Annotated in this window: 31 protein-coding genes; 14 read left to right on the top strand and 17 right to left on the bottom strand. The window is 63.4% G+C overall.

Annotated features, from left to right (window positions below; all coding sequences use genetic code 11):
- Window positions 1-51 precede the first annotated feature (51 nt).
- The 4 genes from LB541_RS25155 to LB541_RS25140 form a co-directional block, all read right to left on the bottom strand.
- The gene (locus tag LB541_RS25155; protein ID WP_140493839.1) at window positions 52-285 is read right to left on the bottom strand and encodes a BolA/IbaG family iron-sulfur metabolism protein; all 234 of its coding nucleotides are present in this window, start codon (window positions 283-285) and stop codon (window positions 52-54) included.
- Window positions 286-407: 122 nt separating this feature from the next.
- Window positions 408-941 (bottom strand): hypothetical protein, encoded by a 534-nt coding sequence (locus LB541_RS25150; RefSeq protein ID WP_140558548.1) that lies wholly within the window; start codon window positions 939-941, stop codon window positions 408-410.
- A gap of 47 nt (window positions 942-988) precedes the next feature.
- Window positions 989-3,220: a phosphoribosylformylglycinamidine synthase subunit PurL gene (gene purL, locus LB541_RS25145; protein ID WP_140558546.1), complete on the bottom strand. Its 2,232-nt coding sequence runs from the start codon at window positions 3,218-3,220 to the stop codon at window positions 989-991.
- 221 nt (window positions 3,221-3,441) lie between these two features.
- Window positions 3,442-4,848, bottom strand: a complete 1,407-nt coding sequence (locus LB541_RS25140; protein WP_140493832.1) for a PLP-dependent aminotransferase family protein — start codon at window positions 4,846-4,848, stop codon at window positions 3,442-3,444.
- A gap of 94 nt (window positions 4,849-4,942) precedes the next feature.
- On the opposite strand from LB541_RS25140, the gene LB541_RS25135 reads away from it, so the two are divergent.
- A complete protein-coding gene (locus tag LB541_RS25135; protein ID WP_140560984.1) occupies window positions 4,943-5,188 on the top strand; it encodes a DUF1127 domain-containing protein in 246 nt (81 codons plus the stop codon).
- Between the two features lie 18 nt (window positions 5,189-5,206).
- Here LB541_RS25135 and LB541_RS25130 read toward each other — a convergent pair whose 3' ends face one another.
- The 5 genes from LB541_RS25130 to purC all read right to left on the bottom strand — a co-directional run bounded on the left by LB541_RS25130 (window position 5,207) and on the right by purC (window position 8,149).
- Entirely contained in the window at window positions 5,207-5,863 is a 657-nt protein-coding gene (locus LB541_RS25130; protein WP_140625561.1) for a Pr6Pr family membrane protein, read from the bottom strand.
- A gap of 1 nt (window position 5,864) precedes the next feature.
- Window positions 5,865-6,275 carry a hypothetical protein gene (locus LB541_RS25125; protein ID WP_140517698.1) on the bottom strand — a complete coding sequence of 137 codons (411 nt, stop codon included), beginning with the start codon at window positions 6,273-6,275 and terminating at the stop codon, window positions 5,865-5,867.
- A gap of 41 nt (window positions 6,276-6,316) precedes the next feature.
- A complete protein-coding gene (purQ, locus tag LB541_RS25120) occupies window positions 6,317-6,985 on the bottom strand; it encodes a phosphoribosylformylglycinamidine synthase subunit PurQ (RefSeq protein ID WP_224619855.1) in 669 nt (222 codons plus the stop codon).
- A gap of 60 nt (window positions 6,986-7,045) precedes the next feature.
- Window positions 7,046-7,285, bottom strand: coding sequence for a phosphoribosylformylglycinamidine synthase subunit PurS (gene purS, locus LB541_RS25115; protein WP_140517697.1), 240 nt, complete (start codon window positions 7,283-7,285; stop codon window positions 7,046-7,048).
- Between the two features lie 69 nt (window positions 7,286-7,354).
- A complete protein-coding gene (gene purC / locus LB541_RS25110; RefSeq protein ID WP_127282327.1) occupies window positions 7,355-8,149 on the bottom strand; it encodes a phosphoribosylaminoimidazolesuccinocarboxamide synthase in 795 nt (264 codons plus the stop codon).
- Between the two features lie 275 nt (window positions 8,150-8,424).
- On the opposite strand from purC, the gene LB541_RS25105 reads away from it, so the two are divergent.
- Window positions 8,425-8,745 (top strand): DUF1476 domain-containing protein, encoded by a 321-nt coding sequence (locus tag LB541_RS25105; protein WP_140493820.1) that lies wholly within the window; start codon window positions 8,425-8,427, stop codon window positions 8,743-8,745.
- A 163-nt stretch (window positions 8,746-8,908) separates the two neighbouring features.
- Window positions 8,909-9,682: an HpcH/HpaI aldolase family protein gene (locus tag LB541_RS25100; protein ID WP_224619854.1), complete on the top strand. Its 774-nt coding sequence runs from the start codon at window positions 8,909-8,911 to the stop codon at window positions 9,680-9,682.
- Window positions 9,683-9,705: 23 nt separating this feature from the next.
- Here the strand turns inward: LB541_RS25100 and LB541_RS25095 are convergent, their stop codons facing one another.
- Window positions 9,706-10,260, bottom strand: a complete 555-nt coding sequence (locus LB541_RS25095; RefSeq protein WP_140656047.1) for an RBBP9/YdeN family alpha/beta hydrolase — start codon at window positions 10,258-10,260, stop codon at window positions 9,706-9,708.
- 244 nt (window positions 10,261-10,504) lie between these two features.
- Here LB541_RS25095 and LB541_RS25090 point away from each other — a divergent pair, with 244 nt between their 5' ends.
- On the top strand, window positions 10,505-11,317 hold the full coding sequence (locus LB541_RS25090) for a VOC family protein (RefSeq protein ID WP_140493814.1): 813 nt from the start codon (window positions 10,505-10,507) through the stop codon (window positions 11,315-11,317).
- A gap of 58 nt (window positions 11,318-11,375) precedes the next feature.
- On the opposite strand, the gene purB is transcribed toward LB541_RS25090, so the two are convergent.
- The 3 genes from purB to LB541_RS25075 are packed head-to-tail and all read right to left on the bottom strand — an operon-like array spanning window position 11,376 to window position 13,989.
- The gene (purB, locus tag LB541_RS25085; RefSeq protein ID WP_140637909.1) at window positions 11,376-12,683 is read right to left on the bottom strand and encodes an adenylosuccinate lyase; all 1,308 of its coding nucleotides are present in this window, start codon (window positions 12,681-12,683) and stop codon (window positions 11,376-11,378) included.
- Window positions 12,684-12,742: 59 nt separating this feature from the next.
- Entirely contained in the window at window positions 12,743-13,267 is a 525-nt protein-coding gene (locus tag LB541_RS25080) for a hypothetical protein (RefSeq protein WP_224619853.1), read from the bottom strand.
- Window positions 13,264-13,989 (bottom strand): DUF2259 domain-containing protein, encoded by a 726-nt coding sequence (locus LB541_RS25075; RefSeq protein WP_140493810.1) that lies wholly within the window; start codon window positions 13,987-13,989, stop codon window positions 13,264-13,266. Before LB541_RS25075 ends, LB541_RS25080 begins: the two co-directional genes overlap by 4 nt.
- Before the next feature lie 138 nt (window positions 13,990-14,127).
- Here LB541_RS25075 and LB541_RS25070 point away from each other — a divergent pair, with 138 nt between their 5' ends.
- Window positions 14,128-14,382, top strand: a complete 255-nt coding sequence (locus LB541_RS25070) for a DUF2171 domain-containing protein (RefSeq protein WP_140493808.1) — start codon at window positions 14,128-14,130, stop codon at window positions 14,380-14,382.
- An 11-nt stretch (window positions 14,383-14,393) separates the two neighbouring features.
- Here LB541_RS25070 and LB541_RS25065 read toward each other — a convergent pair whose 3' ends face one another.
- Window positions 14,394-15,413, bottom strand: a complete 1,020-nt coding sequence (locus LB541_RS25065) for a P1 family peptidase (RefSeq protein ID WP_140686198.1) — start codon at window positions 15,411-15,413, stop codon at window positions 14,394-14,396.
- Complete coding sequence (locus tag LB541_RS25060; RefSeq protein WP_224619852.1) at window positions 15,413-16,486, bottom strand: branched-chain amino acid ABC transporter substrate-binding protein; 1,074 nt, start codon at window positions 16,484-16,486, stop codon at window positions 15,413-15,415. Before LB541_RS25060 ends, LB541_RS25065 begins: the two co-directional genes overlap by 1 nt.
- A gap of 180 nt (window positions 16,487-16,666) precedes the next feature.
- Between LB541_RS25060 and LB541_RS25055 the strand changes: the two genes are divergently transcribed.
- The 7 genes from LB541_RS25055 to LB541_RS25025 all read left to right on the top strand — a co-directional run bounded on the left by LB541_RS25055 (window position 16,667) and on the right by LB541_RS25025 (window position 23,193).
- Entirely contained in the window at window positions 16,667-17,194 is a 528-nt protein-coding gene (locus LB541_RS25055) for a flavin reductase (protein ID WP_140493802.1), read from the top strand.
- Window positions 17,191-18,120, top strand: coding sequence for an AAA family ATPase (locus LB541_RS25050; RefSeq protein ID WP_140666345.1), 930 nt, complete (start codon window positions 17,191-17,193; stop codon window positions 18,118-18,120). Before LB541_RS25055 ends, LB541_RS25050 begins: the two co-directional genes overlap by 4 nt.
- Before the next feature lie 11 nt (window positions 18,121-18,131).
- Window positions 18,132-19,376, top strand: coding sequence for a vWA domain-containing protein (locus tag LB541_RS25045; RefSeq protein ID WP_140564735.1), 1,245 nt, complete (start codon window positions 18,132-18,134; stop codon window positions 19,374-19,376).
- A gap of 57 nt (window positions 19,377-19,433) precedes the next feature.
- The gene (locus LB541_RS25040; RefSeq protein ID WP_140493798.1) at window positions 19,434-19,772 is read left to right on the top strand and encodes an XdhC family protein; all 339 of its coding nucleotides are present in this window, start codon (window positions 19,434-19,436) and stop codon (window positions 19,770-19,772) included.
- 6 nt (window positions 19,773-19,778) lie between these two features.
- Window positions 19,779-20,483, top strand: coding sequence for an XdhC family protein (locus tag LB541_RS25035; protein ID WP_140517689.1), 705 nt, complete (start codon window positions 19,779-19,781; stop codon window positions 20,481-20,483).
- The gene (locus LB541_RS25030; protein WP_140493794.1) at window positions 20,480-22,090 is read left to right on the top strand and encodes an NTP transferase domain-containing protein; all 1,611 of its coding nucleotides are present in this window, start codon (window positions 20,480-20,482) and stop codon (window positions 22,088-22,090) included. The genes LB541_RS25035 and LB541_RS25030 overlap by 4 nt, the downstream gene beginning before the upstream one ends.
- Before the next feature lie 254 nt (window positions 22,091-22,344).
- A complete protein-coding gene (locus LB541_RS25025; protein ID WP_140558562.1) occupies window positions 22,345-23,193 on the top strand; it encodes an alpha/beta hydrolase family protein in 849 nt (282 codons plus the stop codon).
- Window positions 23,194-23,209: 16 nt separating this feature from the next.
- On the opposite strand, the gene LB541_RS25020 is transcribed toward LB541_RS25025, so the two are convergent.
- Window positions 23,210-24,247, bottom strand: a complete 1,038-nt coding sequence (locus LB541_RS25020) for a DUF1176 domain-containing protein (RefSeq protein WP_140493792.1) — start codon at window positions 24,245-24,247, stop codon at window positions 23,210-23,212.
- Between the two features lie 142 nt (window positions 24,248-24,389).
- Here LB541_RS25020 and LB541_RS25015 point away from each other — a divergent pair, with 142 nt between their 5' ends.
- Window positions 24,390-24,896 (top strand): DUF1993 family protein, encoded by a 507-nt coding sequence (locus tag LB541_RS25015; RefSeq protein WP_224619851.1) that lies wholly within the window; start codon window positions 24,390-24,392, stop codon window positions 24,894-24,896.
- A 58-nt stretch (window positions 24,897-24,954) separates the two neighbouring features.
- Here LB541_RS25015 and LB541_RS25010 read toward each other — a convergent pair whose 3' ends face one another.
- Window positions 24,955-25,119, bottom strand: coding sequence for a hypothetical protein (locus LB541_RS25010; protein ID WP_140493788.1), 165 nt, complete (start codon window positions 25,117-25,119; stop codon window positions 24,955-24,957).
- A gap of 376 nt (window positions 25,120-25,495) precedes the next feature.
- On the opposite strand from LB541_RS25010, the gene LB541_RS25005 reads away from it, so the two are divergent.
- Entirely contained in the window at window positions 25,496-25,963 is a 468-nt protein-coding gene (locus tag LB541_RS25005; protein ID WP_140494990.1) for a hypothetical protein, read from the top strand.
- Window position 25,964: the final 1 nt, after the last annotated feature.

Genomic DNA, 25,964 nt, shown 5'->3' with positions numbered 1-25,964 from the left:
GGCGCAAAAGATGCGGCGTTTTGGGCCAAGCGACTTTGGCGTTGGAAGCCCCTAGTCCGGCACGCTGGTCTGCAGCGCCAGCGCGTGCAGCACGCCGCCCATATTGCCCTTCAGCGCGTCATAGACCATCTGGTGCTGCTGCACGCGGCTTTTTCCGCGAAAGCTCTCGGCCACGACTTCGGCCGCATAGTGATCGCCGTCGCCGGCAAGGTCACGGATGGTCACCCTGGCATCCGGGATGCCCTCCTTGATCAGTTTTTCGATGTCGCGGGCATCCATTGCCATGGCAAGTTCCTGTTTTCGGGCGGGCTGCGGCATGGCTGCCCGTGCGATGAGAGTCGGAGTGAACCTAAAGCCTTTCCGGCCGGGATTGAAGCCGTTCCGTCCAGCCCCAGCGCGATTGTGGCTCACGACGCGTCCTCGCTCTGACCGCCGGCGTCGTCTGCGGGGTCGTCCTCGGGCGTCGAGAAGGTCCGCCCAAGGCTGAAGGTCAGCACATAGAGGGGAAGGTTGATCGCCAGGTTGGCAATCGGCAGGTAGGCGGTCATCCGCCAGACGGGCGAGAAGAACGGCTGGCCGTAGCCATCGCAGGCCAGCGAGGAGCCATACTCCCACAGTGCCCCCAATGCGGCCGCGACGGCGAAAAGTTTTATGCAGGTGAAGATGTGCCTTGTCCGTGCCCGGTCCGGCAGAAGCCGGCTCCAAAGCACCAGGCAGACAAGCGGAACTGCATAGAAAAGGTTTTGCAGGCCAAGCATCGGAAGCGTGTCGTTGGCCGCGGCGAGGAACTCCGCGCGTGTATCCAACCGGGCGCAGACCTCGCTCGATGTCGTAGACAGCAGGAAAAAGACGAACGGGCCGAGAAACCAGAAGAAGAACAGCGATGGCCAGAAGACGACTGCAAGCAGTGCCCGGACGGCCAGTTTCCTGTGGTTGAGCATGATTTTTCCGAAAAAATCGTTTCCCACTTTTCGGGATCACGCTCTGCTCAAATGGCCTGATCCATGAAGCGCGGGAACCAGCCTTCGTGCGCGGCGGTCAATTCGCCGAGCGGGATCGCCCGTGCCTCGCCGAGTTTCAGCGTGTTGCCGCCGGTCGAGCCGATCCAGGGCGCGAAAATGGCGAGTTCGCTTTGCTGTTTGCGGATCGCGTCCCAGTCCTCACTGTCTGGATCGATTGACAGCGTGAGGAGATAGCGGCCCTGGTCCTCGCCGAACCAGACCGGAATAGGATCGGTGCCGGCCAGTCCGGGGACCGTCGCGCCGATGCCTGATGCCATCGCCATCTCGGCCAGCGCGACCGCAATGCCGCCGTCGGAAACGTCGTGAGCCGCGGTGACGATGCCGGACGCGATGAGGGCGCGCACATGGTCGCCGACACGCTTTTCATGGTCGAGGTCGACCGGCGGCGGCGGGCCGTCGCTGCGGCCGTGGATGTCGCGCAAGTAGACCGATTGGCCGAGATGCGTGCCCCATGAGGCCGGCGCGCCGACCAGCAGGATCATCTGGCCTTGCTCAGCGAAGCCGGCCCGCACCATCTTCGACCAGTCGGCGATCAGCCCGACGCCGCCGATGGTCGGCGTCGGCAGGATGCCCTGGCCATTGGTTTCGTTGTAGAGCGAGACATTGCCCGAAACGATCGGGAAGCCGAGCGCGCGGCAGGCATCGCCAATGCCCTTCACCGCGCCGACCAACTGACCCATGATCTCCGGCCGTTCCGGATTGCCGAAATTGAGATTGTCGGTGGCGGCCAGCGGCAGCGCGCCGGTGGCGGTCAGGTTGCGCCAGCATTCGGCCACCGCCTGCTTGCCGCCCTCATAGGGATCGGCCTCGCAATAGCGCGGCGTCACGTCCGACGAGAAAGCCAGCGCTTTGGTCGGATGGCCTTCGACCCGCACCACGCCGGCATCGCCACCGGGAAGCTGCAGCGAATTGCCCTGGATCAGCGTGTCGTACTGTTCCCACACCCAGCGGCGCGACGACAGGTCAGGGCCGCCGAGCAGCTTCAGCAGTGCGTCGGCGACATCGGCCTGCGGAATGTCATTGGCCGCAAGCGGCGCCGGCTTCTTCGGCTCGATCCACGGACGGTCATATTCCGGTGCCTTGTCGCCGAGATCCTTGATCGGCAGGTCCGCAACCTGATCACCCTGATGCAGGACGCGAAAGCGCAGATCGTCGGTCGTCTTGCCGACAATGGCGAAGTCGAGCCCCCATTTGTGGAAGATCGCCTCGGCCTCCTTTTCCTTTTCGGGGCGCAGCACCATCAGCATGCGCTCCTGGCTTTCCGACAGCATCATCTCGTAGGCGCTCATGCGCTCCTCGCGCACCGGAACCTTGTCGAGCTCGAGCTCGATGCCGAGATCCCCCTTGGCGCCCATCTCGACCGCCGAGCAGGTAAGGCCGGCAGCACCCATGTCCTGGATAGCGATGACCGCACCGGACGCCATCAGTTCGAGACATGCTTCAAGCAGGCACTTTTCGGTGAAGGGATCGCCGACCTGCACGGTCGGGCGCTTCTCGTCGATCTTGTCGTCGAATTCGGCCGAGGCCATGGTGGCGCCGCCGACGCCGTCGCGACCGGTCTTGGCGCCGAGATAGACGACCGGCAGGCCGACGCCCTTGGCCTCCGACAGGAAAATCGCGTCCGTCTTGGCAAGACCCGCGGCAAAAGCGTTGACCAGGATATTGCCGTTGTAGCGGGCGTCGAAATTGACCTCGCCGCCGACCGTCGGCACGCCGAAGGAATTGCCGTAGCCGCCGACGCCGGAAACCACTCCCGCCACCAGGTGCCTGGTCTTGGGATGATCGGGAGCACCGAAGCGCAAGGCGTTCATCGCCGCGATCGGCCGCGCGCCCATGGTGAAGACGTCGCGCAATATGCCGCCGACGCCTGTCGCCGCCCCTTGGTAGGGCTCGATAAAGGAGGGGTGGTTGTGGCTCTCCATCTTGAAGACGACGCAGTCGCCGTCGCCGATATCGACCACGCCGGCATTCTCGCCCGGTCCCTGGATGACCCGCGGGCCGGTCGTCGGCAGCGTGCGCAGCCATTTCTTTGAGGATTTATACGAGCAATGCTCGTTCCACATCGCCGAGAAGATGCCAAGTTCGGTGAAGCTCGGCTCACGCCCGACGAGGTCGAGGATGCGCTGGTATTCGTCTGGCTTCAGCCCATGCGCGGCAATGAGCTCGGGCGTGATCGGCACGGAATTGGAAATGGTCATGGGCGGCGGTTTTTATCCGTGGGAGCTTGGGATTTTGAATCTCCTCTTATCGCAAGCTTTGCGGCCGATACACCCATGGACCGACGAAAAGTGGCTGAATCCGGAGAAAGCCGCGGCGCCTTGAACGCGCGTCCCACCGGACCGGACTCAACCGATGCGCCTCGGTCTTGCCTGGAGGCATGCCGTCGTCCTGAACCGCCGACGCTCCAAGGCGATGCGGATCAGGAAAAACTGTCGTAGCCTGCACGGCCCTCATCGAGGAGCCGCCGGATTGCCGCAACGCCGTCCGCGATGTCCTTGCGCTGCCTCGGCTGCGAAATGCCGAAGCGCACAGCGTGGAAGACCTGCTCGGAACGGCCCGCCTTGAACTCGTCTTCGTCGTCGATTAGCACGCCGTGCTCGAGGCAGGCGTTCTTGAACGTGCCGGAAAGCCAGGGGTCGGGCAAGGTCAGCCAGACAAAGGGTATATTGTCCCGCGACTTGAATTCGAAGCCGGCCAAAGTCTCGCGCACGATGGCGGTGCGGGCGTTGATTTCGGCGATGGCCCGTTTGCGTATGTCCGCGGCCTGGCCCGACAGCACCAGCCGGGCATTCACCTCGGCCAGCAGGAAAGGCATGCCTCCGGTCATCATCTTATGGGCAACGCGGATGCGATGGCGATAAGCGGGCGGGCAGGAAAGCCAGCCGCCGCGAACGCCGGCCGCTACCGATTTCGACAGGCCGCCTGCGACGATGGTGCGCTCGGGTGCATAGTCGGCCAGCATTGGCGTCGGATCTTCGGTCAGGCCGCCGTAAAGATCGTCCTCGATAATGACGACATTGTATTCACGCGCGATCCGCGCGATTGCCTCACGTCGCGCTGCCGGCAGGATCGCCAGCGTCGGATTCTGCACCGTAGGCATCAGAAAGATCATCTTCGGGTGCTTTTGCGCGCAGACGCGCTCGAAATCGTCGGCGTTGAGACCCTGATGGTCCGATGCCACCAGCGCCGTGCGACGACCGATCAGGCCGGCGCTGCGCGAAATCTGCGAATAGGTCAGGTGCTCGAAGGCGACGTAATCGCCGGGCGTGGTCAGTGCGGCGATCGCCGCCATGACAGCGGCATGGGTACCGAGCGTCGGCACGATCGTATCGGCGCTCGGTCGAAACGAGTTGCGCGACAGCCAACTGGCGCCGGCCTCGAACCAGCGCTCGGGAAAATCCCGCGTGTAGCTCGAAATCTCATGCGCATGATCCGAAGCCGTGCGCGACAGCACTTCGGTGACGATGGCGCCCTGGCCGACATCGGGCGCCGCGGTGCTGTCGAAGCGCAGCTTGCCGCGCGGCGCATCGATGTCGCGCGTGCCTTGCGCGTCCGGCGCTATGAAGTCGGGCTTCGCGTTCTGCCGGCCGAGGACATAGGTGCCGCGCCCGACCTCGCCGCTGACCAGCCCGCGCTCGCGCAGCAATTGATAGGCCCTGCCGACCGTGCCGACGGTTGCGCCGATGTCATAGGCGAGATCCCGCTGCGGTGGCAGCTTTGCCCCGGCGTCGATCACGCCGCGGTCGATATCTGACTCAATGCTGTCAGCAAGGCGCTGATAAAGCGGGCCGGAGCTGGCCGTGAGGTCGGGAAGCCAATTTGTCATGGTGACAATTTTGTATATTGCGTCGAACGATGAGTCAATTCACATGCGTTGTGTGGAATAAAAGAGTGCAATTTGCAGCTTTGGTAGAGCGAAGATGGATACAATCGAGACAATCAGCCAGACAGCCGCAGGATTGTTCGCCGCGCGACCTGTGGACCGCGGCGGCTTTGTCAGCCGCATCGTGCGTATGGTCAAATCGCTGGGGCGCTGGATCGACGGCCTGCTGGAGCGCAGGCGCAGCCGGCTCGCCTTGCTGGACATGACCGATGATCAGTTGAAGGACATCGGCATTTCCCGCTGCGACGCCCATCGCGAAGGGATCAGGCCATTCTGGAAATGAACAGGCGGGATGCTGTGTTCAATCCTGCTTGCGTGGCTGCACAACTGGCGCCCTGATCCGTGACAGGCCGCGGTCCGCAAGCACGGCGCCAACGCATAGCGCCAGGAAAAGGGCGGTGATGGCCAGCGAGGCGATGGCGACGCTGGCGATGCCGTTCCTGGCGACATCGAGGAAGGGGTAGGGCACTTCGCCTGTTATGGACGCCCGCGCCAGCGCATAGGCCAGATAGGCGAGCGGATAGAGCATCCACCAGGAAACGTCTCGCCATCGCGTCTTGCCGTCGGCACCGGCGGCCAGCCACCACAGCACGAACAGTGCAGGCGTCACATAGTGCAGCAGCACGTCGCACAGCAGGAACAGGCCCTGCGGCTGCCAGAGGCGTGCCAGCACGGTGGCGTAGACCATGAAGACCACGGTGATGGCGACGGCGACGCCTGCCCGCATCCGCGCTCCGGCAAAGGCCGGAAACCAGGCATGGCCGGCGGGCGACAGCAGCGACGCATGGACGAGCACCGCACCGATGTTGGTCAGGATGGTAAAGAAGCTGAAGTAGAAGACGACCGAACCGATCAGGCCGCGGCCGGCTTCCATCGAGGCCGGAACGGTGATCGAGAACTGCAGGAAAAGACCGGCCAGCCCTGCGACCAGACCCGCGACCTGCAGCAGCCGGCCCATCTTACGCGGCGGCGGCGCAGGCCGGATTGCCGGCCTGCCAGCGGGCGATGTCGGAGCCGATGCGCGCGCCGAGCGGCTCGGCCATCAGCGGACCGAACACGTCTACACGGCTCGAATTGCCTTGCGCCTGCACCACCAGCAGCGGCTTGCCGCCATAATGCTTGGCCGGCACCAGCAGGAAGCGCGGCGTGCCGCTGAACGAATTCAGCTCATTGGCCATCTGGTAGGATTTGAAGGCCGGGTCCTTGCTGGCGATCCAGCATTTGTGGGCGGAGATCGCCACCTGTTCCATGGCCAGCAGCGCCGCGCTCTTGCCGGAAGGCGGCGGAGCGCTCTTCGGACCCGACTGGCAGGATGCCAGCGCAAGGCCGGCGGCAGCCAGGAGAGCAAAGCGAGCAATCGTCAGTCTCATCGTCAGGCCGCCCCCAGGTTCTGAAAGAATTTCGGAAGATATCAGGCGGCGATGCCGAGCGCGCCTTCGAACAACGCCCGGCCGTCATTGCCGCCATGTGCCGCTTCGATCAGGTTCTCGGGATGCGGCATCAGGCCCAGCACATTGCCCTGGCTGCTGATGATGCCGGCGATGTCGTTGATCGAGCCGTTGGGATTGGTGCCGTCCGCATAGCGGAACACCACCTGGCCTTCGCCTTTCAGGCGTGCAAGCGTCTCGGCATCGGCGAAGTAGTTGCCGTCGTGATGCGCCACCGGCGAGCGGATGATCTGGCCCGGCTGGTAGCGGCGGGTGAACATGGTGTTGGCGTTGGCGATCTCGAGCTTCACCTGCCGGCAGACGAATTTGAGCGAGGAGTTGCGCATGAGCGCTCCCGGCAGCAGGCCGGCCTCGACCAGGATCTGGAAACCGTTGCAGACGCCGATGACCATGACGCCCTTGGCCGCCTTTTCAGCGACCGCCCGCATCACCGGCATGCGCGCCGCGATCGCGCCGCAGCGCAGATAGTCGCCGAAGGAGAAGCCGCCGGGAATGGCGATCAGGTCGACATCCGGGATTTCGGTGTCGGTTTGCCAGACCGTGGCTGGCGCCTTGCCGGAAATCTTGGTCAGCGCCGCGATCATATCGCGGTCGCGGTTAAGGCCAGGCAGGAGGACGACGGCTGATTTCATTTTGGTTCGTAAGGCCTCTGGGTTTCGGCAAGTTGGGGCATCCGTGCCTCCGGCGCAACCTCAGGTAAGCGTCACACTATAGTTCTCAATCACCGTGTTCGCCAGCAGTCTGTCGCACATGGCCTTGAGATCGGCCTCGGCCTTGGCCTTGTCGGTCCCGGCGAGCTCGACGTCGAACACCTTGCCCTGCCGCACCGAGCCGATGCCGTCAAAACCTAGCCCCGACAGCGCATGCTCGATCGCCTTACCTTGCGGGTCCAGCACGCCGTTTTTGAGGGTTACGGTGATACGGGCTTTCATCGATGCTCCTGAATGATCGGTATCGGTCTGCGCCGGACCTGCCGTTTCCGGCAAGCCCGTTGCTGGCAATTAGTGCTTCATGCCCTTCGGCGGCTCGCTCGACGCGACGAGCACCGGTCCGGTTGGACGCGGCGGCTCGTTCTCGTTCATGATACCGAGACGGCGGGCGACTTCCTGGTAGGCCTCCACGAGGCCGCCCATGTCGCGGCGGAAACGGTCCTTGTCGAGCTTGTCCTGCGTCGCCACGTCCCACAGCCGGCAGGAATCGGGCGAGATCTCGTCGGCTACGACGATGCGCATCATGTCGCCCTCGAACAGGCGTCCGCATTCGATCTTGAAATCGACGAGCTGGATGCCGACGCCCATGAACAGGCCGGACAGGAAGTCGTTGACGCGAATGGCCAGCGCCATGACGTCGTCGATTTCCTGCGGGCTCGCCCAGCCGAAGGCCGTGATGTGCTCTTCAGAGACCATCGGGTCGTCGAGCGCATCGGCCTTGTAATAGAATTCGATGATCGAGCGGGGCAGGACCGTGCCTTCCTCGATGCCAAGGCGCTTGGACAGCGAACCGGCGGCGACATTGCGCACCACCACTTCGAGCGGGATGATCTCGACCTCCTTGATCAGCTGCTCGCGCATGTTGAGCCGGCGGATGAAGTGGGTCGGAATACCCATCCGGTTGAGATGATTGAAGATGTGCTCGGAAATGCGATTGTTAAGCACGCCCTTGCCATCGACGACTTCGTGTTTTTTCTTGTTGAACGCGGTGGCGTCATCCTTGAAGAACTGGATCAGCGTCCCGGGCTCAGGGCCTTCATAAAGTATCTTGGCCTTGCCTTCATAAATGCGGCGGCGATTTTTCATTTGATTTTTCTCTGGATTTGCGGGCAGGCGGCAAGCGACCAGTTCCTGTCCGTCTGCCTAAATTAGTGTGGCGACGGTGGCGTTCAATGCCGGTGTCTATCGTAATCGCCTTGTTTGCTCAATCGGCAAATCCTTTCAATCAACTGCTTTCGGGACCGAAATGCCGCAGCGCAGCAAGCCACGAAGCGTATTGACCGGCCGCCAGCCTTTTGGTTTGTGCTTCGCCATCACATATTCATCAATGCCAGCGAATCGATTTCCATCGGAGGGACGCCATGAGCAACATGAAGGATCGCGAAGAGGGTTTTGAGCGCAAATTCGTGTTCGACGAGGAGCTTCGGTTCAAGGCGTCGGCGCGCCGCAACAAGGCTCTCGGCCTGTGGGCCGCGGAAAAGCTCGGGAAATCCGGCGCCGAGGCCGATGCCTACGCCAAGGAAGTGGTCGTTTCCGATATCGAGGAAGCCGGCGATCACGACGTCTTCCGCAAGATCCGCAAGGATTTCGACGCTGCCGGCGTCAGCCAGTCGGACCATCAGATCCGCCGCACCATGGACGAATTGATGGCGCAGGCCATCGAGCAGATCAAGAACACCTGATCCGGCCGAAGCAGGTTCCGCAAAAATGTCCCACAATTTTGCGACGGAACCTGCGGCAAAAGAATGACTGGACCAATCGACCGCCCGGCCCAGCCGGGCGGTTTTTCTTTGCGTTTCCCGTCGTTTCCGGCTGAAACTGCGATCCTTAGCGAGGAAAGAGCCGATGTCCCTGAAATCCCGCCTTGCGGCCGATGAAACGCTGGTCACCGCATGGTCAGGCGTGCCGGACGCGCTGACCGTCGAAATCCTTGCCAGGCAGGGCTTCGATGCGGTCACGCTCGACATGCAGCATGGCGGCCATCATGAAGACAGCGTGTTGCGCGGCCTGTCGCCCGTGCTTGCCACCGGCAAGCCGGCATTGGTGCGTATTCCCGTCGGCCGTTTCGACATGGCCAGCCGGGCGCTCGATTTCGGCGCCGAGGCGGTGATCGCGCCGATGGTCAACTCGGTGGCGGATGCAAAACTGTTCGCTGCGGCGATGAAATACCCGCCGGTGGGCGAGCGCTCCTGGGGCCCCACCTATGCCTTCCCACGCCATGGCAAGGGTGATCATGCCGAATGGCTGCGCGACAGCAACCAGCGCACAATGGCCTTCGCCATGGTCGAGACGCGGGCGGCGCTCGATGCGCTGGACGGCATCCTCGATACACCCGGTATCGACGGCATTTTCCTGGGGCCATCGGACTTCTCGATTGCCTGGTCGAACGGCACGACCGTCAATTCGACGCTCGAAAGCATGATGGAAACGGTGGGTTCGATCGCCGAGCGTACCCGCAAGGCCGGCAAACATGCGGCGATCTACGTCATCGAACCGGCCATCGCCGGCCGCGTCGTGGCGATGGGCTACCGCCTGCTGGCCACAGGGTCCGAGCACGCGCTGATTTCACTAGGGGCGAAGACGCTGTTGAAAGGCATCAAGGATTCGATCGGCGGCTGAGAGCCGCGATCCGGTCGGGGTCGTCAGGCCTTCAGTTCGGTGAGAAATTTGGCGAAGGTCATCGAACCTTCGGGCCATGGGCCGAAGCCTGAATCGGTGTTGAGGTGACCGGCTTCACCGGCATCGATGAAGAGAGACCCCCAGGCGCCGGCAATGTCCTCGGCGACGTGGAAGGCGCAGAACGGATCGTTGCGGCTGGCAATCACCATGGACGGGAAGGGCAACGGCTCGCGCGAGTAGGGGCCGAATGTCATCAGGTGCCTTGGCCGTACCTCCGGATTGGCGACATCGGGCGGCGCCACGAAGAATGCGCCGGCGACCGGCTTGCGAAACTGCGGGATGGCTTGCACCGCCGCGGCAACGCCAAGGGAATGCGCGACGAGGACGACGGGCTTCTCGGCTTCGTTGACCGCTTTAGCCACGCTCGCCGTCCAGTCCTCGCGCACGGGCTTCGACCATTCCGCCTGCTCGACGCGCCGCGCGGTCGACAGCTTTGACTGCCAGCGGGTCTGCCAGTGCTCGGGTCCGGAGTTAGTGTAGCCCGGGATGATGAGAATATCTGCGTCTTTGACTTTCATGGCGCTGAGATAGCGAGCGTGATTGCCTCATGCAACCGCCGATGGGTGCGCTCCTGCTTGCAATGGTGAACACCATGTTCGCTTTTCGCTGTCTTGTGTGAACGATCACGATCGCCGATTTGTCCTCTGGAAAGAAACAGCCGTGAAGGACCGCATTTGGTGCTGACACGATGTATAATGATCGCCGGCGCCGGGCTCCTGACCTCGGGGTTTATGCCAAAGCGTCGCCGCAACGGAGACAATCATGAGCGAACTGCCCTTTGCCGCCACCACGCCGGTGAGCGTTGCCCGGGTCGGGCTGAAGGCGCGCGACGCCGAAAGCCTAGCGGCCTACTATCGCGCTGTTGTCGGCTTGCAGGAATTGAGCCGCGCCGATGGCGCGATCACCCTGGGCGCCGCCAACCGTCCGCTGTTGGTGCTGGAGCCGGACGCCTCGGCCAAGCCTGACGATCCGCGCAGCGCCGGCCTGTTCCACACGGCTTTCCTGCTGCCCAGCCGTGCCGATCTCGGCCGCTGGATCAACCACGCCATATCAGACAAGATCGCCATAGAGGGCGCTTCGGACCATCTGGTCAGCGAAGCGCTGTACCTCACCGATCCCGAGGGCAACGGGATCGAGATCTATGCCGATCGCCGTCCGCAGGACTGGACGTGGAACGGCGACAAGATCGCGATGGCGACCGAACGGCTGAACATTCCTTCGGTCGTCGCCGAAGTGCCGGCGGGCGACGCGGGCTGGCAGGGAGCGCCTGAAAACAGCATTGTCGGCCACGTCCACCTGCGCGTCGGCCGGCCGGAAGAGGCGGAAGCCTGGTGGAACCAGGAATTCGGCTTCGACACGGTGGCGAAGTATGGCGGCCAGGCTGTGTTCCTGTCGTCAGGCCACTACCATCATCATATCGGCGCCAATGCGTGGCAGAGCGCCGGCGCCGGCCGCCGCGATCCGACCCGGTCAGGCCTTGCCTGGGTCGAGATGCGGTCCGACAACGTGGCCAGTGAAACGACCCGCGAAGATCCGTGGGGCACGGTGATCAGGACCGTTCCCGGCAAAGCGTGATCGGCAGTTACGTCCTGCGGTACCTTCTCCTCGTAGCGACGGGGAGAAGGAAAGCCCCTCAGGCCTCTCCGAACACCCGCCGGAAGATCGTGTCGACATGCTTGGTGTGGTAGCCCAGGTCGAATTTCTCGCGGATCTCGGCTTCCGGCAAGGCGGCGGTGACGTCCTTGTCGGCCAGCAGTTCTTCAAGAAAATCAGCGCCTTGCTCCCACACCTTCATGGCATTGCGCTGCACCAGCCGGTACGCATCCTCACGAGAGACACCGGCTTGCGTCAATGCTAGGAGCACGCGCTGTGAATGCACCAGGCCGCGGAACTTGTTCATGTTCTTCAGCATGTTGTCGGGATAGACGAGCAGTTTGTCGATGACGCTGGTCAGCCGCGCCAGCGCGAAATCCAGCGTCACCGTCGCATCCGGGCCGATCATGCGCTCGACGGAGGAATGCGAAATGTCGCGCTCGTGCCAGAGCGCCACATTCTCCATCGCCGGCAGCGCGAAGGAGCGCACCATGCGGGCAAGGCCGGTTAGGTTCTCGGTCAACACCGGGTTGCGCTTGTGCGGCATCGCCGACGAGCCTTTCTGGCCAGGCGAAAAATACTCTTCGGCTTCCAGCACCTCGGTGCGCTGCAGATGCCGGATCTCGATCGCCAGCCGCTCCACCGACGATGCGATGACGCCGAGCGTGGCAAAGAACATGGCATGGCGGTCGCGCGGGATCACCTGCGTCGATACCGGCTCCGGCTTCAACCCGAGCTTTGCCGCGACATGCTCTTCGACATAAGGCTCGATATTGGCGAAGGTGCCGACCGCTCCCGAAATGGCGCAGGTGGCTATGTCCTCGCGAGCATGCACGAGCCGCTCGCGGCAGCGCGAAAATTCGGCATAGGCTTGCGCCAGCTTGACGCCGAAGGTGGTCGGCTCGGCATGGATGCCGTGGCTGCGGCCGATGGTGACGGTATCCTTGTGCTCGAAGGCGCGGCGCTTCAGCGCCGCAAGCAGCGCGTCGATGTCGGCCAGCAGCATGTCGCTGGCACGCGTGAGCTGCACCGCGAAACACGTGTCGAGAACGTCCGAGGATGTCATGCCCTGATGGATGAAGCGGGCGTCGGGTCCGACGAATTCGGCGAGATGGGTGAGAAAAGCGATGACGTCGTGCTTGGTGACGCGCTCGATCTCGTCGATCGCATCGACGTCGAACTTCGCGGCATTGCCTTTTTCCCAGATGGTCTTCGCCGCCTGTTTCGGGATGACGCCGAGTTCGGCCAGCGCGTCGCAGGCATGAGCCTCGATCTCGAACCAGATGCGGAACCGGGTTTCGGGCGACCATATGGCCACCATTTCCGGCCGGGAGTAGCGAGGGATCATCGGTCAGTCCTGACGTGTCGAGAAATTTGCCCGCGTCCTAACAGAGGCGGACAAAATGCTCAACGCCGCCGCCGCGCAAACCAGAGGCTGGCGGCAAACAAGGCGAGGAACCCGATCGGGAAATAGAGCCTGATGCCCAGCACCACGAACTGGTAGAGCGCCACCGCCATCGTGAAGACGAACTGAAGCCCCCAGGTGAGGGTGAAGGTGGGTGCATGCCATGCGGCATAGTAGGAGCGGTATTGCAAGGCATACAGCCCGGCGGTCAGGCCGATCGTCGCGGCGGCTAGACCCACGAATGCCGCCGCGAAGGCGACTTCCCAGCTCCTTCCGAGCGAGACCAGCCGTGCCGCGAACAGGCCAACAGGAAAGGCCAGAGCGCCGCCGACTGCAAACAGCAGCGTCACGGTGCGGATTTTATCTGGCGTCAGCCAACTTTCCAGCAACAGGTTGAGGAGCGCGCTGGCGCCCATCGTGGCGGCCCAAAGCAGCGCGCCAAGCAGCGCCGTGCCCGGCGTTGGTATGGCGCCGCGGAGGCGGCCCAGGGCGCGATGACGCCTGGCGGGGTGGACGAGCGGTGTCACAGGCGGCCGGTCACCGCGATCCAGCGATAGTCCGGGCCTTCGAAGCCATATTGGCGCACCGCGATCAGCACCGCATAGGCGCTGGGATTGTCCATCGAAAATGTCTGCACGGCTCCGATGCGGTAGCCGTTCGGGCAACCCCGGCTCTTGGGGATCGATTTGTCCTCGTGCAACAGCTTCGTCGTACCGCCGGCTTGCGCCTCGACGCGCAGCAGCCGAAAGCCATTGATCTCACCCTGGCTCTCGCAGCCCTTAGTCTCGTTCATGCCGATCTCGTCCAGCCGGAACTCGAGCGGCTGGTCGACTGGCGAGAAGATCGGACGCGGATTGACCGCCATCCGATGCGGGTCGGCGGACATCTCCGTTACCGGGTTGAAGCCTGCGGTGATGCCCTTGTTCGCGGCCAACTCCGCCTGGCTGACGACCGCTTCGCCCTTCTCGCGGGCCTGAATACGAGCCGCCGTCAACGTGGCGTTCTCGTCGTCGAGCCGGACGCGAATAGGCGTTCCCTGGAGAAAGCTGTCGTTGCTGGTGTCGATATAATAGCGATTGGCGTAGGGAAATCCCGATCCATCCTGCACGCCATATTCTTCGAACGCGAAGATGCCGCCGTCCTTGGTGAAGCCCAGGATTTCAAGCTCGGCGACATCCCCGGCCCGGGCGGCGACGACTGCGCAAAACTGCGCAAGCAGGCAAACGGCAAACAGAAGAAGGTTTTGCATGAGGTTTTCCGCCGGCCAACGATATCGCCATTCCCTATCACGACAAGATACCGGCGTCGCGCTGCCCGATAAAGCAAGCGCCATGCATCCAATCGCGGCCTCGTCTGTTATTGTCGGCAGTCCCAATGGAGAACCACCATGACCGACACCAGCAAAATTCGTGAGCATATGGAAGTGATCGGTGCCGATGGCGTTCATGTCGGCACGGTCGACAAAGTCGAGGGGCAGCGGATCAAGCTGACCAAGTCCGACAGCGGCATGGGCACGCATAAGGGGCACCATCATTTCATTCCCCTGAGCCTTGTTGCGGAGGTCGAGGGAAAGAAGGTCTGGCTGTCGGCGAATTCCGACGTCGCGGTCACTTTCGAGGAAGAAAAGTCCGACCCCACCTGATCGCGTATAAGTCAGCGCGACGACCAGACCGGAAACAGATCGCCCTCGGCGGGCGTCGCGGCGAAAACGCCGCGCGTGATGGCGCGCGCCATCGTGGCGCCTGCCGCGGCATAAAGGTCGATTGCCGCGTCGGCTTCGAGCCGGATACCGCTCCTGCCGGTCGCCAGCGCGAAGACCAGATCGCCATCGGCCGGCGTGTGCGTCGGCCATATGGCCCGCACGAAACCGTCATGCGCTGACATGGCCAGGCGCTTTGCGGCGGCCTTTGTGAGAACGGCATCGGTGGCGATAACGGCGATGGTGGTGTTGCCGCCGGCATCCGCCTTGCCCGTGAACGTCTTGTCGCGAAACTTCAAGAGGATGCTTTTGGCGTCGTCCGGCATTGGCGAGGGATAGCCAAGCGCGCCGAATTCATCGCCGATCTCGAACGGAGCCGCCCAGAAATGGCGGCTTCGGCTGATGGTCACCGAGCCGATCGGATTGACCGCCGCCAGCGCGCCGATGGTGACGCCATTGTCAAGCAGCGTCGAAGCCGAGCCAAGCCCGCTCTTGAGACCGGAGGTCAGCGCGCCGGTGCCGGCGCCGGTCGTGCCGATCTGGAAATCCGAACCGGCGGCCTGCACCGTCTCGTAGCCGAGGTCGCGGTATGGCGGATAGCGGCCCCAGTCCTTGTCGCCGCCATTGCGCAGGTCGAACAGGATCGCCGCCGGCACGATCGGCACGCGAAAGCCGCCGACCTCGAAACCGATGCCACGTTCGCGCAGTGCTGCCTGTACGCCGGACGCTGCGTCGAGGCCGAAAGCCGACCCGCCCGACAGCACCACGGCATGGACCGTCTCAACCGAATTGTGGGGTTCGAGCAGGTCCGTCTCGCGGGTACCCGGCGCACCGCCCAGGATCTGGACGCCGGCTACAGCCGGTTCGTCGCAAAGGACTGTCGTCACGCCGGATTTCAGTCGGGCATCGGAGGCATTGCCGACGCTGAGACCGGCGACATCGGTGATCAGGTTGCGCGGGCCGGTGCGAAACATCAGTTGCTTTCCAGCGGTACGAAGCGGGCGCCATCGAAACGGAAGACGCGGTACGGATTCCGGCTGAGGTCGCCCTTCGCATCAAAGCGCACCGGCCCGATCGCCGTGGTGAAATCATGCCCGATGAGCGCTTCCGCAAGGGGCCTGCCGGAGCTTGCCGCTTCCGCCATCGCCGCCTTGGCGGTTTCTACCGCCGCATAAGCCGGCAGCGTGTAGCCGTCCGGCACGATCTTTTGCGCGGCGAACGCCTCCAGCACCTTGGGATCGGCGACATCGGCCCATTCCGGGGGAGCGATCATTAGCGTTCCCGTGGCGTAGGGCACTGCGCCGGGCGGAGTGCGCAGGTTCTCACCGCCGGCGAATACGATGCCGGCGTCGAGTTGCGCTGCGTCGCGACCCATGATGGCGATGTCGTCGCCATCGCCACCGGCAAAGACATGGGTTGCGCCGGCCTTCTTCAGCCGGCCAATCAGACCGATCTGGTTGTCGAGCTGCGGCCGGAACGTATCGACGAACACCGGCTTCAGCGCCGCCTGTTCGGCCGCCGCCCGCAACGTCTCGGCCATCTCACGGCCGTAGATGGTGCCGTCATCGATGACGGCGAACAGTTCGTTCTGCCAAAGCCGGGTAAGGGTGGTGGCGACGGCATTGCGCTCGTCGTCGCCCCTCGGTCCGAGCCGGTAGACCGGCCAGCCGGTCTTGGGACGACGGTCAGTCAGGCTTTCGGTTCGCACGCCAACGGTGATGACGGCGATGCCTGCGTCCTTCAAGATCGGCATCGCCGCCTCGATCGCTTCCGTACAGAGAAATCCCACGACGACATTGACCTTGGCGGTCGCGAATTCCCGGGCTGCCGCGGCACCCCCATCGGCCGTGCAGGCATCGTCGATGGTCTTGAGCTCGATGCCGTTCGCCTGGGCCGCCACTTCGGCGCCGGCTTCGATCTGCCTGCCAAGGATCGCCGAGGATCCGGAGAGCGGCGCGGCAACGCCGACGAGCAGCGTCTGGGCGTTGGCGGCGCCGGTCAGCAGCAGCCAGGCCAGCGCGGCAGATATCGTTGCCCCGGGTCGCATCCTGTCGAAGACTTCCTCCAAGCGAGCCCGGATGGTCCCGGCGCCACTCCCGCCAAGACCTAAAGGCTGCCCGGTCTTGGCGCAACACGCGAATTTCGGGATATGGGCCAAGCACTTCGCTTGTGGCATGTCATATCTAGCCATATATAGCGGTAGGGTTCAGGCTATGGAAAATCTCCGGTGTTGAAGAAGAACGACATAGGACCGCAGGCCTACCGCGACGCGATGAGCCATTTTGCCGGTCACGTCCATGTGGTGACCACCGACGGGCCGGCCGGCAAGCGTGGCGCGACGGTCATCGCCGCCTGTTCGGTTTCCGATACGCCGCCGACCATTTTGGTCTGCCTGAACCGTGAAAATCCCAAGAACGAGCCGTTCGTGAAAAACGGCAGGTTTGCCTTGAACACGCTTGCCTCGCACCAGGAGCCGCTGTCGATCGGCTTTTCCGGCATCACCGGCCTGCCGGTCGAGGAACGTTTCGCGCTCGGCGAGTGGGATGTGATCTCCACCGGCGCGCCGACCTTGAAGGGCGCGCTCGCCGTGTTCGACTGCGAACTGATCGACACCAAGGACCTGGCCACCCATCGTGTGCTTTTTGGCAAGGTGACAGGCCTGCGCATGGGCGATAATTTGCGGCCGCTGATCTATCACGCCCGCGGCTACCACGTTTTGGAAAGCGGGGCAGAGGCGTCCACGGAGAAGGAATGACCGAGCTAAAACCGCGCCCCGTGCCGCGGACGATCGACGAGACGCTCGATCTCCTGACCGGCGCGGACTATGTGGCGGACCGGTCGTTGGCCACCGTGCTTTTCCTGTCGCTGCGCATGAAGCGGCCGCTGTTCCTCGAGGGCGAGGCCGGCGTCGGCAAAACCGAGATCGCCAAGGTGTTGGCAGAGGCGCTCGGCCGCCGGCTGATCCGTCTGCAATGCTATGAGGGTCTCGACGTCTCGTCCGCCGTCTATGAGTGGAATTATGCCGCGCAGATGATCGAGATCCGCATGGAGGAGGCGGCCGGCAAGGTTGACCGCTCCGACATGGAGCGCAATGTTTTCTCGGAAAAATACCTGATACGCCGTCCGGTGCTCGATGCGCTGACCGGCAAGCCCGGCGCCGCCCCGGTTTTCCTGATTGACGAGCTCGACCGTACCGACGAGGCGTTCGAGGCGTTCCTGCTCGAGATCCTTTCCGATTTCCAGGTGACGGTGCCCGAACTCGGCACGATCAGGGCGGAGGAGCCGCCGATCGTCATCATCACCACCAACCGCACCCGCGAAATCCATGATGCGCTGAAGCGGCGCTGCCTCTATCACTGGGTCGATTATCCCAGCGCCGAGCGGGAGTTGGAGATCGTGCGCCGCAAGGTGCCGCAGGCGAACAGCCGGCTTTCGGCGGAGGTGGTCTCTTTCATCCAGAAGCTGCGCCAGATCGAATTGTTCAAGATGCCGGGCGTTGCCGAGACCATCGACTGGGCCGGCGCGCTGACCGAACTCGACAAAGTCGCGCTCGACCCGGAAACCGTCTCCGACACGATCGGCGTGCTGCTGAAATACCAGGACGACATTGCCCGCATCGGCGAGGGCGAAGGCCGGCGTATCCTCGATGAGGTGAAGGCCGAGCTTTCGGCGGCGGAGTAGGGCCCATGGCCATGCCTCGCGCGGAACCCAAGGAGGCGACCGTCGACGGCCACATCGCCGACAACATCGTCTATTTCGCCCGTGTCTTGCGCAAATCAGGCATGCGGGTCGGGCCTGCCTCGGTCAAGGATGCCATCGAGGCGGTACTTGCCACCGGCATCGGCGCGCGCGACGATTTCTACTGGACGCTGCATGCCGTGCTGGTGTCGCGGCATGAGGACCATGCCATCTTTGACGAGGCCTTCCGGCTATTCTGGAAGTCGCGTGAGCTGATCGAAAAGATGCTGGCGATGCTTTCGCCGGTGGCGCCCGATACCAGGGAGAAGCAGAAGCCACGCGCGGCCGAAAGCCGTGTCAGCCAGGCCATGTTCGCAGGCCACAGCAGGAACCAGCCGGCGCAGGAAATCCCCGAGATCGAGGTCGACGCGCGCTTTACTTTCTCCGGCAACGAGGTGCTGAGGGCCAAGGATTTCGCTCAGATGAATGCCGCCGAGATGGCCGACGCCAGGAAAGCGATCGCCGAACTGCGGTTGCCCTTCGATATGGTGCGGACGCGCCGTTTCAAGGCCGATTCGCACGGTCGCCGCATCGATCCGCGTGCCATGATGCGCTCGGCCGCACGCACTGGGGGCGAACTGATCCTGCCGAAGTTCCGCTCGCTCCGCGAAGTGTATCCGCCGTTGGTCGTGCTTGCCGACATTTCCGGTTCGATGAGCCAGTACACGCGCATCTTCCTGCATTTCCTGCATGCTCTGACGGAAAAGCGCCGGCGCGTGCACACTTTCGTTTTCGGCACCAGGCTCACCAATCTGAGCCGACAGATGCGCCATCGCGATCCCGACGCCGCCCTGGCCGACTGTTCCACCGCGGTCAAGGACTGGTCGGGCGGCACGCGCATCGGCGACACGCTGGCCGAGTTCAACCTGATATGGTCGCGGCGCGTGCTAGGACAGGGCGCGGTGGTGCTTTTGATCACCGACGGGCTGGAGCGAGACGAGGTCGACGGCCTGTCGGAGGAAATGGAGCGTCTGCACAAATCCTGCCGGCGGCTGATCTGGCTGAACCCCTTGCTGCGCTTCGACGGTTTCCAGGCGCGCGCCCGCGGCGTCAGGGCGATGCTGCCGCATGTCGATGAATTCCGTGCCGTGCACAATCTCGACGCGCTTGCCGATCTCTGCGCTTCGCTGGACCGGAAGCCTGGATATGCCGTCGATCCGCGGCGATGGATGGAGGGTGGCGCGAGGCGCGCCGCGTAGCCATATGCTGCTGAAGACACATATTTCCGGGAAAAACAGACCCTGAGAGAAGCAACGATGAGCGACAGCATTTATCTCGACGAGGCCCGTGACCCGCTGATCATCGCGGAAGGCTGGATGAAGGACGGCAAGGATGTCGCCATCGCGACCGTTGTCGAGACCTGGGGTTCCGCGCCACGCCCGGCCGGCAGCCATCTGGTCATCGACGCCGACGGCAATTTCCACGGCTCGGTTTCGGGCGGCTGTGTCGAAGGCGCCGTGGTGACGGATGCCATGGACGTCATCGGCACCGGCAAGCCCAGAATGCTGGAATTCGGCGTCGCCGACGAGACCGCCTGGCAGGTGGGCCTTTCCTGCGGCGGCCGCATCAAAGTGTATGTGGAAAGGCTAGGCTGATCTTCGATGGATCCCTATGCGCTGAAAACACTCAACGCCGAGCGCCGCGCGCGCCGCGCCGCGATCCTGGTCACCGATCTTGGTGACGGCCGCGACCGTGTCGTGCGCGAGGGCGATCCGGTCGCCGGCGATCTCGGTGCCGCGATCAGCAAGGCGTTCCGCACCGGGAATTCCGGCTCCGTCGAAGCGGAAGGGCGGACCTTTTTTCTCAACGCGCATCTGCCGCATCCTCGCCTGGTGGTGATCGGTGCCGTGCATATCAGCCAGGCGCTGGCGCCAATGGCCAGGATCGCCGGCTATCCAGTCGAGATCATCGATCCGCGCACGGCTTTTGCCACGTCGGACCGCTTTCCCGATGTCGCTTTGCACGCCGAATGGCCTGAGGAGGTCCTGCAACGACAGCCACTCGACAGCTACACGGCAGTCGCTGCCATCACCCACGATCCCAAGATCGACGATTTCGCGCTGAAGGCGGCGCTCGACGCCAGGTGCTTCTATGTCGGGGCACTCGGCAGCAGGAAAACCCATGCCAAGCGTGTCGAGCGCCTGTTGGCGCTGGGCGCCAGTTCCGAGCAGATCGGTCGCATCCAGGCGCCGATCGGTCTCGATATCGGCGCGGCCAGCCCCGCCGAGATCGCCGTCGCCGTGCTGGCGCAGGTCATTCACGCGTTTCGCTCGCGCGGCCTTGAAGCCAGGGAAGCCGCAGCGTGAAATTCGGCCCGGTTCCTATCGAACAGGCCGAAGGCGCCGTGCTTGCGCACGCGACGACGGTCGGCGAGCGACGTTTCCGCAAAGCGCATCGGCTGAGTGCAGAGGATGTCGGGGTGCTGAAAGCGGCGGGCATCAGCGAAGTCGTCGCGGCCGTGCTTTCTCCCGGCGATCTGGGCGAAGACGCCGCCGCCGAACGGATCGCGACCGGTATGCGCCACCGCAATGTCGCGGCCAAGCCTGCCGCGACGGGGCGGGTCAACCTCCATGCCGAAGCCGCTGGCGTCTTCACCGTCAACAGCGCGATGATCGACGCCATCAATGCCGTCGATCCAACCATCACCATCGCCACGCTTGGCCAGCATGCGCCGGTCGAAAAGGGCCAGATGGTGGCAACCGTGAAGATCATTCCCTTCGCCGTTGGGTCGGCGCTGGTCGATGCGGTCATGGAAATCTGCGCCGGCGGCGAGATCTTTGCCGTCAATGCCTATCGGCCCATTCGTGTCGGTGTTATCCAGACCGTCTTGCCGGGCGTCAAGCCGAGCGTGCTCGACAAGACGCTGCGCGTCACCGAGGCACGGCTGGCGCGTTCGGGCGGGCGGCTGACGGCCGAGCGCCGCACGCCGCACGAGGTTGCGCCGGTTGCCGAGGCGGCCGCCTCGCTGGCGCGCGATAACGACATGGTCGTGATCTTCGGCGCTTCGGCCATGAGCGATTTCGCCGACGTCGTTCCGGCCGCGATCGAGGAAGCGGGCGGTACTGTCATCCGCGCCGGCATGCCGGTCGACCCCGGCAATCTACTGGTGCTCGGCAGGCTCGCCGGCAAGCAGATCATCGGCGCGCCGGGCTGCGCCCGCAGCCCCAAGGAGAACGGCTTCGACTGGGTGCTCGACCGGCTGATCGCCGGCCTCGACGTAACGGCGACCGACATCGCCGGCATGGGCGTCGGCGGCCTGCTGATGGAAATCCCGACACGCCCGCAGCCGCGCGAACCGCTGCCGGCCGTAAGCCGGCTCAAGGTCGGGATCGTGCTTTTGGCGGCAGGCCGTTCGAGCCGCATGGGCGGGCCGAACAAACTTATGGCGCTTTTCGACGGCCAACCGTTGGTCCGCCGTACAGCAGAGCGTGCGCTCGCCTCGAAAGCTTCGGGCACGATCGTCGTTACCGGCCACCAGCGTGAGCGGGTGCGCGGCGCGTTATCGGGCCTGGACGTGACTTTCGCCGACAATCCCGATTTTGCCGATGGGCTCTCCACCTCCCTGAAAGCCGGTATGGCCTATCTGCCGGGAGATGCCGCCGGTGCGATGATCGTTCTCGGAGACATGCCGGGTGTCTCGACCGGCGATCTCGACCGGCTGATCGATGCGTTTCGCGGGGCGGGAGGCAATTTGGTCGTCCGCGCCTCGCACCTTGGCAAACGCGGCAACCCGGTACTTCTGCCGCGCTCGCTGTTCCCGGCTGTCGCCCATCTCGAAGGTGATACCGGCGCACGCCATCTGGTCGAGGCCGGAGGACTTGACGTCGTCGATGTAGAGATCGGCGAGGGCGCGTCCGTCGATGTCGACACTCGCGAGGCGCTGGAAGGCGCCGGCGGCGTGCTGCAGGATTGACAAACCCGGGCCGAATTACGCAAGCCTGCGGTATGGCTTCCGGTTTCATTTCGTTAATGTCAACGCTTCTACCCCCCTCTGGCCTGCCGGCCATCTCCCCCTCAAGGGGGGAGATTGGACATCATTTCGGCTTTCGCCAATCTCGACGGCCGGCAGAAGGGCGCCCCCGCCGAAACTGCCAATCTCCCCCCTTGAGGGGGAGATGGCCGGCAGGCCAGAGGGGGGTGCTCACGCTCCCTGCCTTTCTGATTTCGATATTCTTCCTGTTTTCTGCTGCCCAGGCCTCTGCTCTCCAACTAAAACCCTTCAAGGACGATCTGTTCGCCTATCCCGCTACGCTCTCGTCAGACACCAACGGTGACTACACGGTGATCGACTACCGCGAGATGCGCGACATCAACCAGCGCGACGAGGTGCCGGAAAAGCGCGTGCATGCGCAGTATACCGATACCGGTGTGCGCAAGGTGCAGCAGGATCTGCTGTTGAAAACCGATGCCGGCGACGTCCGGCACATCGCCGTAGGCAAGACGCAAGGGGCTTCCGTCATCGTGCTCTACCTGCACGGGCAGGGCGGCAGCCGCAAGCAAGGTATCGATGACTTCACCTTCGGCGGCAATTTCAACCGCATCAAAAACCTGATGGCAGGCAATGGCGGCCTTTATCTCAGCCCTGACTTCCCAGATTTCGGCGACAAGGGGGCGGCACAGGTCGCGGCGCTGATCGATCACTATGCGCAACAGTCGCCGGGCGCGAAGATCTTCGTCGCCTGCGGCTCGATGGGCGGCGCATTGTGCTGGAAGCTTGCCGCCCGCACGGACACAGGCAGGCAAATCGACGGGCTTTTGCTGCTTGGCTCGCTGTGGGATGAGAGTTTCTTCTCCAGCCTTGCCTTCAGACGCCACGTGCCGGTTTTCTTCGGTCAAGGCAGCCATGACGTGGTCTTTCCCGTGGCAAACCAGGAATCCTTCTTCCGGTCCATCATCGCCAAGTCGAAAGCCTATCCGACCCGCTTCGTGCGCTTCGAGACCGGCACGCACGGCACCCCCATCCGCATGGTCGACTGGCGCGGCGCGTTGAACTGGATGCTGTCGAAGGCGCCGTGATCGGACCTCGCGGGGCTCAGGGAGCGGTGTTGTAGTCGACAACCGTTTGCGGGTTTTCCTCGCCGTCATAGGAGGCGTCGACGTCGTACTGGACGAGTGAAAAATCGCCGTTGCGGAACAGATAGGTGCCTGCTGACGAGGCATCGCCGGCGCCGCGCCACTTGTTGAAGGTGGTTATCGTGTGGGCGTCCTGGTCGTAGCTGGAATTGGTCGCCCAGCCGGTGGTCCGGAAGCCGACGATGTGCATGGATTCGACCTTGCCTTCGCTGTCGTTGTTCACGTAGCGGATGTCCATCTCCGGTTCGGTGAACTGCAGTTGCCTGACGCCGTTCGCCTCGTCGGTCATGTAGTAGATCGAGCTTTCATTGTAGGCGGCCGCCGAGCAGGAAAAATGGAACAGGCGCGTTTCCTTGTCGGGATCGCCGGCCGCCGCATCCTTGTCCCTGTATTTGATGGAAAAAATCTCCGGCTCCTTGGCCGCGAGATCCTTGTCGCATTGGTCGCTATAGCTGGCCAGGAAAGCCTTCTTGGCCTGCTCCAGCGCTGCATCCCTCTTCGGCGGCGGCGGGCCGTCGCCACAGCTAGCCGGCACAGCCTCCTCGAAGTCCGCGCTCGACGGCTTCAGCGCTCCGCTGTCGATGAAGATCGGCTGGAATGGCGGCGCCTGAATCTGGGCATTGACCTGGCGCAGCGTGTAGCAGCCGGCAAAGACCTTCGCCTCGCCCTTCTTGTCGGTTGCCTGGATGGCGACCGGCACGCTGTAGTAGATGCTGCCTGCCGCGCCCTCGTTGGATACGGCGCCGGTCCTGACATCCACCTTGTCGGTACCGTCATAGCCCTTGACGAAGCTGTCGAAGTCCTTGGCCGGCTTGGTATCGCCATAGTAACCCCAGGCACGTGCGAATTCATGCCGGTTGATGGCACTGTAGAGCGAGCGGACAACTGCCTCGGCGCTCGACCTGTCATCGACGTAGGGCGCCTCGTCGGCAGGTGCCGACTGGGCGATCGAGGCAAGGGAGAACAAGGCAGTCGCTGCGAGAAAAGCGTGTCTCATCGGGAATCTCCACGCGGTAACGGAGATTCTACCACGGTGATTGCGGCGACGTGGTGACGCCTTGCGGGTATCGCTTGAAGAATCGCCCGGGAAGGCGCTAGTTCGCGCTCGCGGCGCTTCAACTGCCCCGGGAGATAATTGCGTGACCCTATCCATGTATGAAGTATCGGTGGCTGTGTTTTCGGCCCGGTTGAAAGCGCTGTCCAGCGTGCTGTCCACGGCCGAACAAAACGCCGGCGAGCGCAAGATCGACCCGCAGGTGTTCCTGACGGCGCGGCTGGCGCCCGACATGTTCGCCTTGACCAGGCAGGTGCAGATCGCCACCGACCATGCCAAGGGAGCCCCATCGCGGCTCGCCGGCCGGGAGGTTCCCAAATACGAGGACAACGAGGCGAGCTTTGCCGAATTGCATGCGCGCATCGCTAAGACGCTTGACCATCTGGCGACGTTCTCCGCGGCCGATCTGGAAGGTTCGGACGAGCGGATTGTCGAGGTCAGGGTCGGCGGGCGCGAGGTCTCGATGGCCGGTTTGCAGTATCTCCTGCATCTGGCCATGCCCAACTTCTATTTCCACCTCACCACCGCCTACGACATTCTTCGCCATAATGGCGTGCCGCTGGGCAAGGCAACGTTCCTGGGCTCGCGTTGACGGATCACGTCGTCAAGGCGTTGCCCGTCCGGAGCCGGAATATCCCTGGCTGGCCGAACTAGCGAACGGACATTTCGCGGGCGATGCGCGGGAAATCGGCGGGCTTGATGCCGATGTCGGCGCGGTCCGCATTGCTCATGGAATGCAGCAGCGCGAGCGCGGCACGATAACGCAGATGTTCCTGCGGCCGTGGCCGCGCGAACATTTCAGTGAAGAACCCCATAATCCAGGCCCCTGTTGGACCTCCCAGCGTCCGAGTATAGGGGATTCGTGACAATTGTGCAGTGCAGCATTTGCATGCCTGCCATGCTCAGCAAAATTTTCTGCCATGATCCTGCATCGCCTGAAACTTTCGCAGATCGCGAATCGTATCACATGGCCGGTTTTTCCTCGCGCTTCTGGCGAATTCCGGACTGCACGAAACTGCAGTCCGGCTTTTTGTGACTGACGGGGCTGCGGTCCAGTCTCGTCAACGCTTTCAATTGTTAAAATCGGCGGCATGCATTTTTAACGAGCGGACCCTAAGGTGGATGTCTCGAACACACCGTGAGACTGGGGAGGCTGACATCGTTACCAGCGCCAAGCGGGATTTCGCTTCGTTGCTCGATGACCTCTTCGTCGCCTCCGACAAGGACGGGGGAGGCGAAGAGGCGGCCACTCGCCCATCCATTCCGTTTGACTATCTTTCCGTCGCCGACGAGCTCCATTCGGGCCGCATCAAGGTTTCTGGCAGCGGATTTGCCACGGAATATCGCGAGGCAGGCGCGGATCTCGCCGCAGAGTTCGCGGCCCTGCTCGATCATGCGAAGCTGGCACTTGCGGGCGAAGAGACAAGGCCCGAAGAAAAACTGCCTCCGATCGATCCCGAATCGATTGCCGTGGAATTGGGATTGGACACGCCTAAGGCTGTCGCCGACTTTGGTCGCATGCGCCGCAGTTTCGCCTTTTCCAACCATCCCGATCGCGTCGCGCCGCACCTGCGCCAGCGCGCCATGATCCGCATGCAGGTGGCCAACATGCTGATCGACGAGGCCAAGCGGCGCGCCCTGGCAGGGGCTCGCCGCTAGC

This window comes from Mesorhizobium sp. BR1-1-15 (genome assembly GCF_020165475.1).
Taxonomy (GTDB): domain Bacteria; phylum Pseudomonadota; class Alphaproteobacteria; order Rhizobiales; family Rhizobiaceae; genus Mesorhizobium.
This window is presented reverse-complemented; position numbering and strand designations above follow the sequence as displayed.

Coding starts and splice junctions, on each gene's coding strand:
- LB541_RS25155 (WP_140493839.1), bottom strand. CDS start 285: ATGGCAATGGATGCCCGCGACATCGAAAAACTGATCAAGGAGGGCATC.
- LB541_RS25150 (WP_140558548.1), bottom strand. CDS start 941: ATGCTCAACCACAGGAAACTGGCCGTCCGGGCACTGCTTGCAGTCGTC.
- purL (WP_140558546.1), bottom strand. CDS start 3,220: ATGACCATTTCCAATTCCGTGCCGATCACGCCCGAGCTCATTGCCGCG.
- LB541_RS25140 (WP_140493832.1), bottom strand. CDS start 4,848: ATGACAAATTGGCTTCCCGACCTCACGGCCAGCTCCGGCCCGCTTTAT.
- LB541_RS25135 (WP_140560984.1), top strand. CDS start 4,943: ATGGATACAATCGAGACAATCAGCCAGACAGCCGCAGGATTGTTCGCC.
- LB541_RS25130 (WP_140625561.1), bottom strand. CDS start 5,863: ATGGGCCGGCTGCTGCAGGTCGCGGGTCTGGTCGCAGGGCTGGCCGGT.
- LB541_RS25125 (WP_140517698.1), bottom strand. CDS start 6,275: ATGAGACTGACGATTGCTCGCTTTGCTCTCCTGGCTGCCGCCGGCCTT.
- purQ (WP_224619855.1), bottom strand. CDS start 6,985: ATGAAATCAGCCGTCGTCCTCCTGCCTGGCCTTAACCGCGACCGCGAT.
- purS (WP_140517697.1), bottom strand. CDS start 7,285: ATGAAAGCCCGTATCACCGTAACCCTCAAAAACGGCGTGCTGGACCCG.
- purC (WP_127282327.1), bottom strand. CDS start 8,149: ATGAAAAATCGCCGCCGCATTTATGAAGGCAAGGCCAAGATACTTTAT.
- LB541_RS25105 (WP_140493820.1), top strand. CDS start 8,425: ATGAGCAACATGAAGGATCGCGAAGAGGGTTTTGAGCGCAAATTCGTG.
- LB541_RS25100 (WP_224619854.1), top strand. CDS start 8,909: ATGTCCCTGAAATCCCGCCTTGCGGCCGATGAAACGCTGGTCACCGCA.
- LB541_RS25095 (WP_140656047.1), bottom strand. CDS start 10,260: ATGAAAGTCAAAGACGCAGATATTCTCATCATCCCGGGCTACACTAAC.
- LB541_RS25090 (WP_140493814.1), top strand. CDS start 10,505: ATGAGCGAACTGCCCTTTGCCGCCACCACGCCGGTGAGCGTTGCCCGG.
- purB (WP_140637909.1), bottom strand. CDS start 12,683: ATGATCCCTCGCTACTCCCGGCCGGAAATGGTGGCCATATGGTCGCCC.
- LB541_RS25075 (WP_140493810.1), bottom strand. CDS start 13,989: ATGCAAAACCTTCTTCTGTTTGCCGTTTGCCTGCTTGCGCAGTTTTGC.
- LB541_RS25070 (WP_140493808.1), top strand. CDS start 14,128: ATGACCGACACCAGCAAAATTCGTGAGCATATGGAAGTGATCGGTGCC.
- LB541_RS25065 (WP_140686198.1), bottom strand. CDS start 15,413: ATGTTTCGCACCGGCCCGCGCAACCTGATCACCGATGTCGCCGGTCTC.
- LB541_RS25060 (WP_224619852.1), bottom strand. CDS start 16,486: ATGCGACCCGGGGCAACGATATCTGCCGCGCTGGCCTGGCTGCTGCTG.
- LB541_RS25050 (WP_140666345.1), top strand. CDS start 17,191: ATGACCGAGCTAAAACCGCGCCCCGTGCCGCGGACGATCGACGAGACG.
- LB541_RS25045 (WP_140564735.1), top strand. CDS start 18,132: ATGCCTCGCGCGGAACCCAAGGAGGCGACCGTCGACGGCCACATCGCC.
- LB541_RS25040 (WP_140493798.1), top strand. CDS start 19,434: ATGAGCGACAGCATTTATCTCGACGAGGCCCGTGACCCGCTGATCATC.
- LB541_RS25035 (WP_140517689.1), top strand. CDS start 19,779: ATGGATCCCTATGCGCTGAAAACACTCAACGCCGAGCGCCGCGCGCGC.
- LB541_RS25020 (WP_140493792.1), bottom strand. CDS start 24,247: ATGAGACACGCTTTTCTCGCAGCGACTGCCTTGTTCTCCCTTGCCTCG.
- LB541_RS25010 (WP_140493788.1), bottom strand. CDS start 25,119: ATGGGGTTCTTCACTGAAATGTTCGCGCGGCCACGGCCGCAGGAACAT.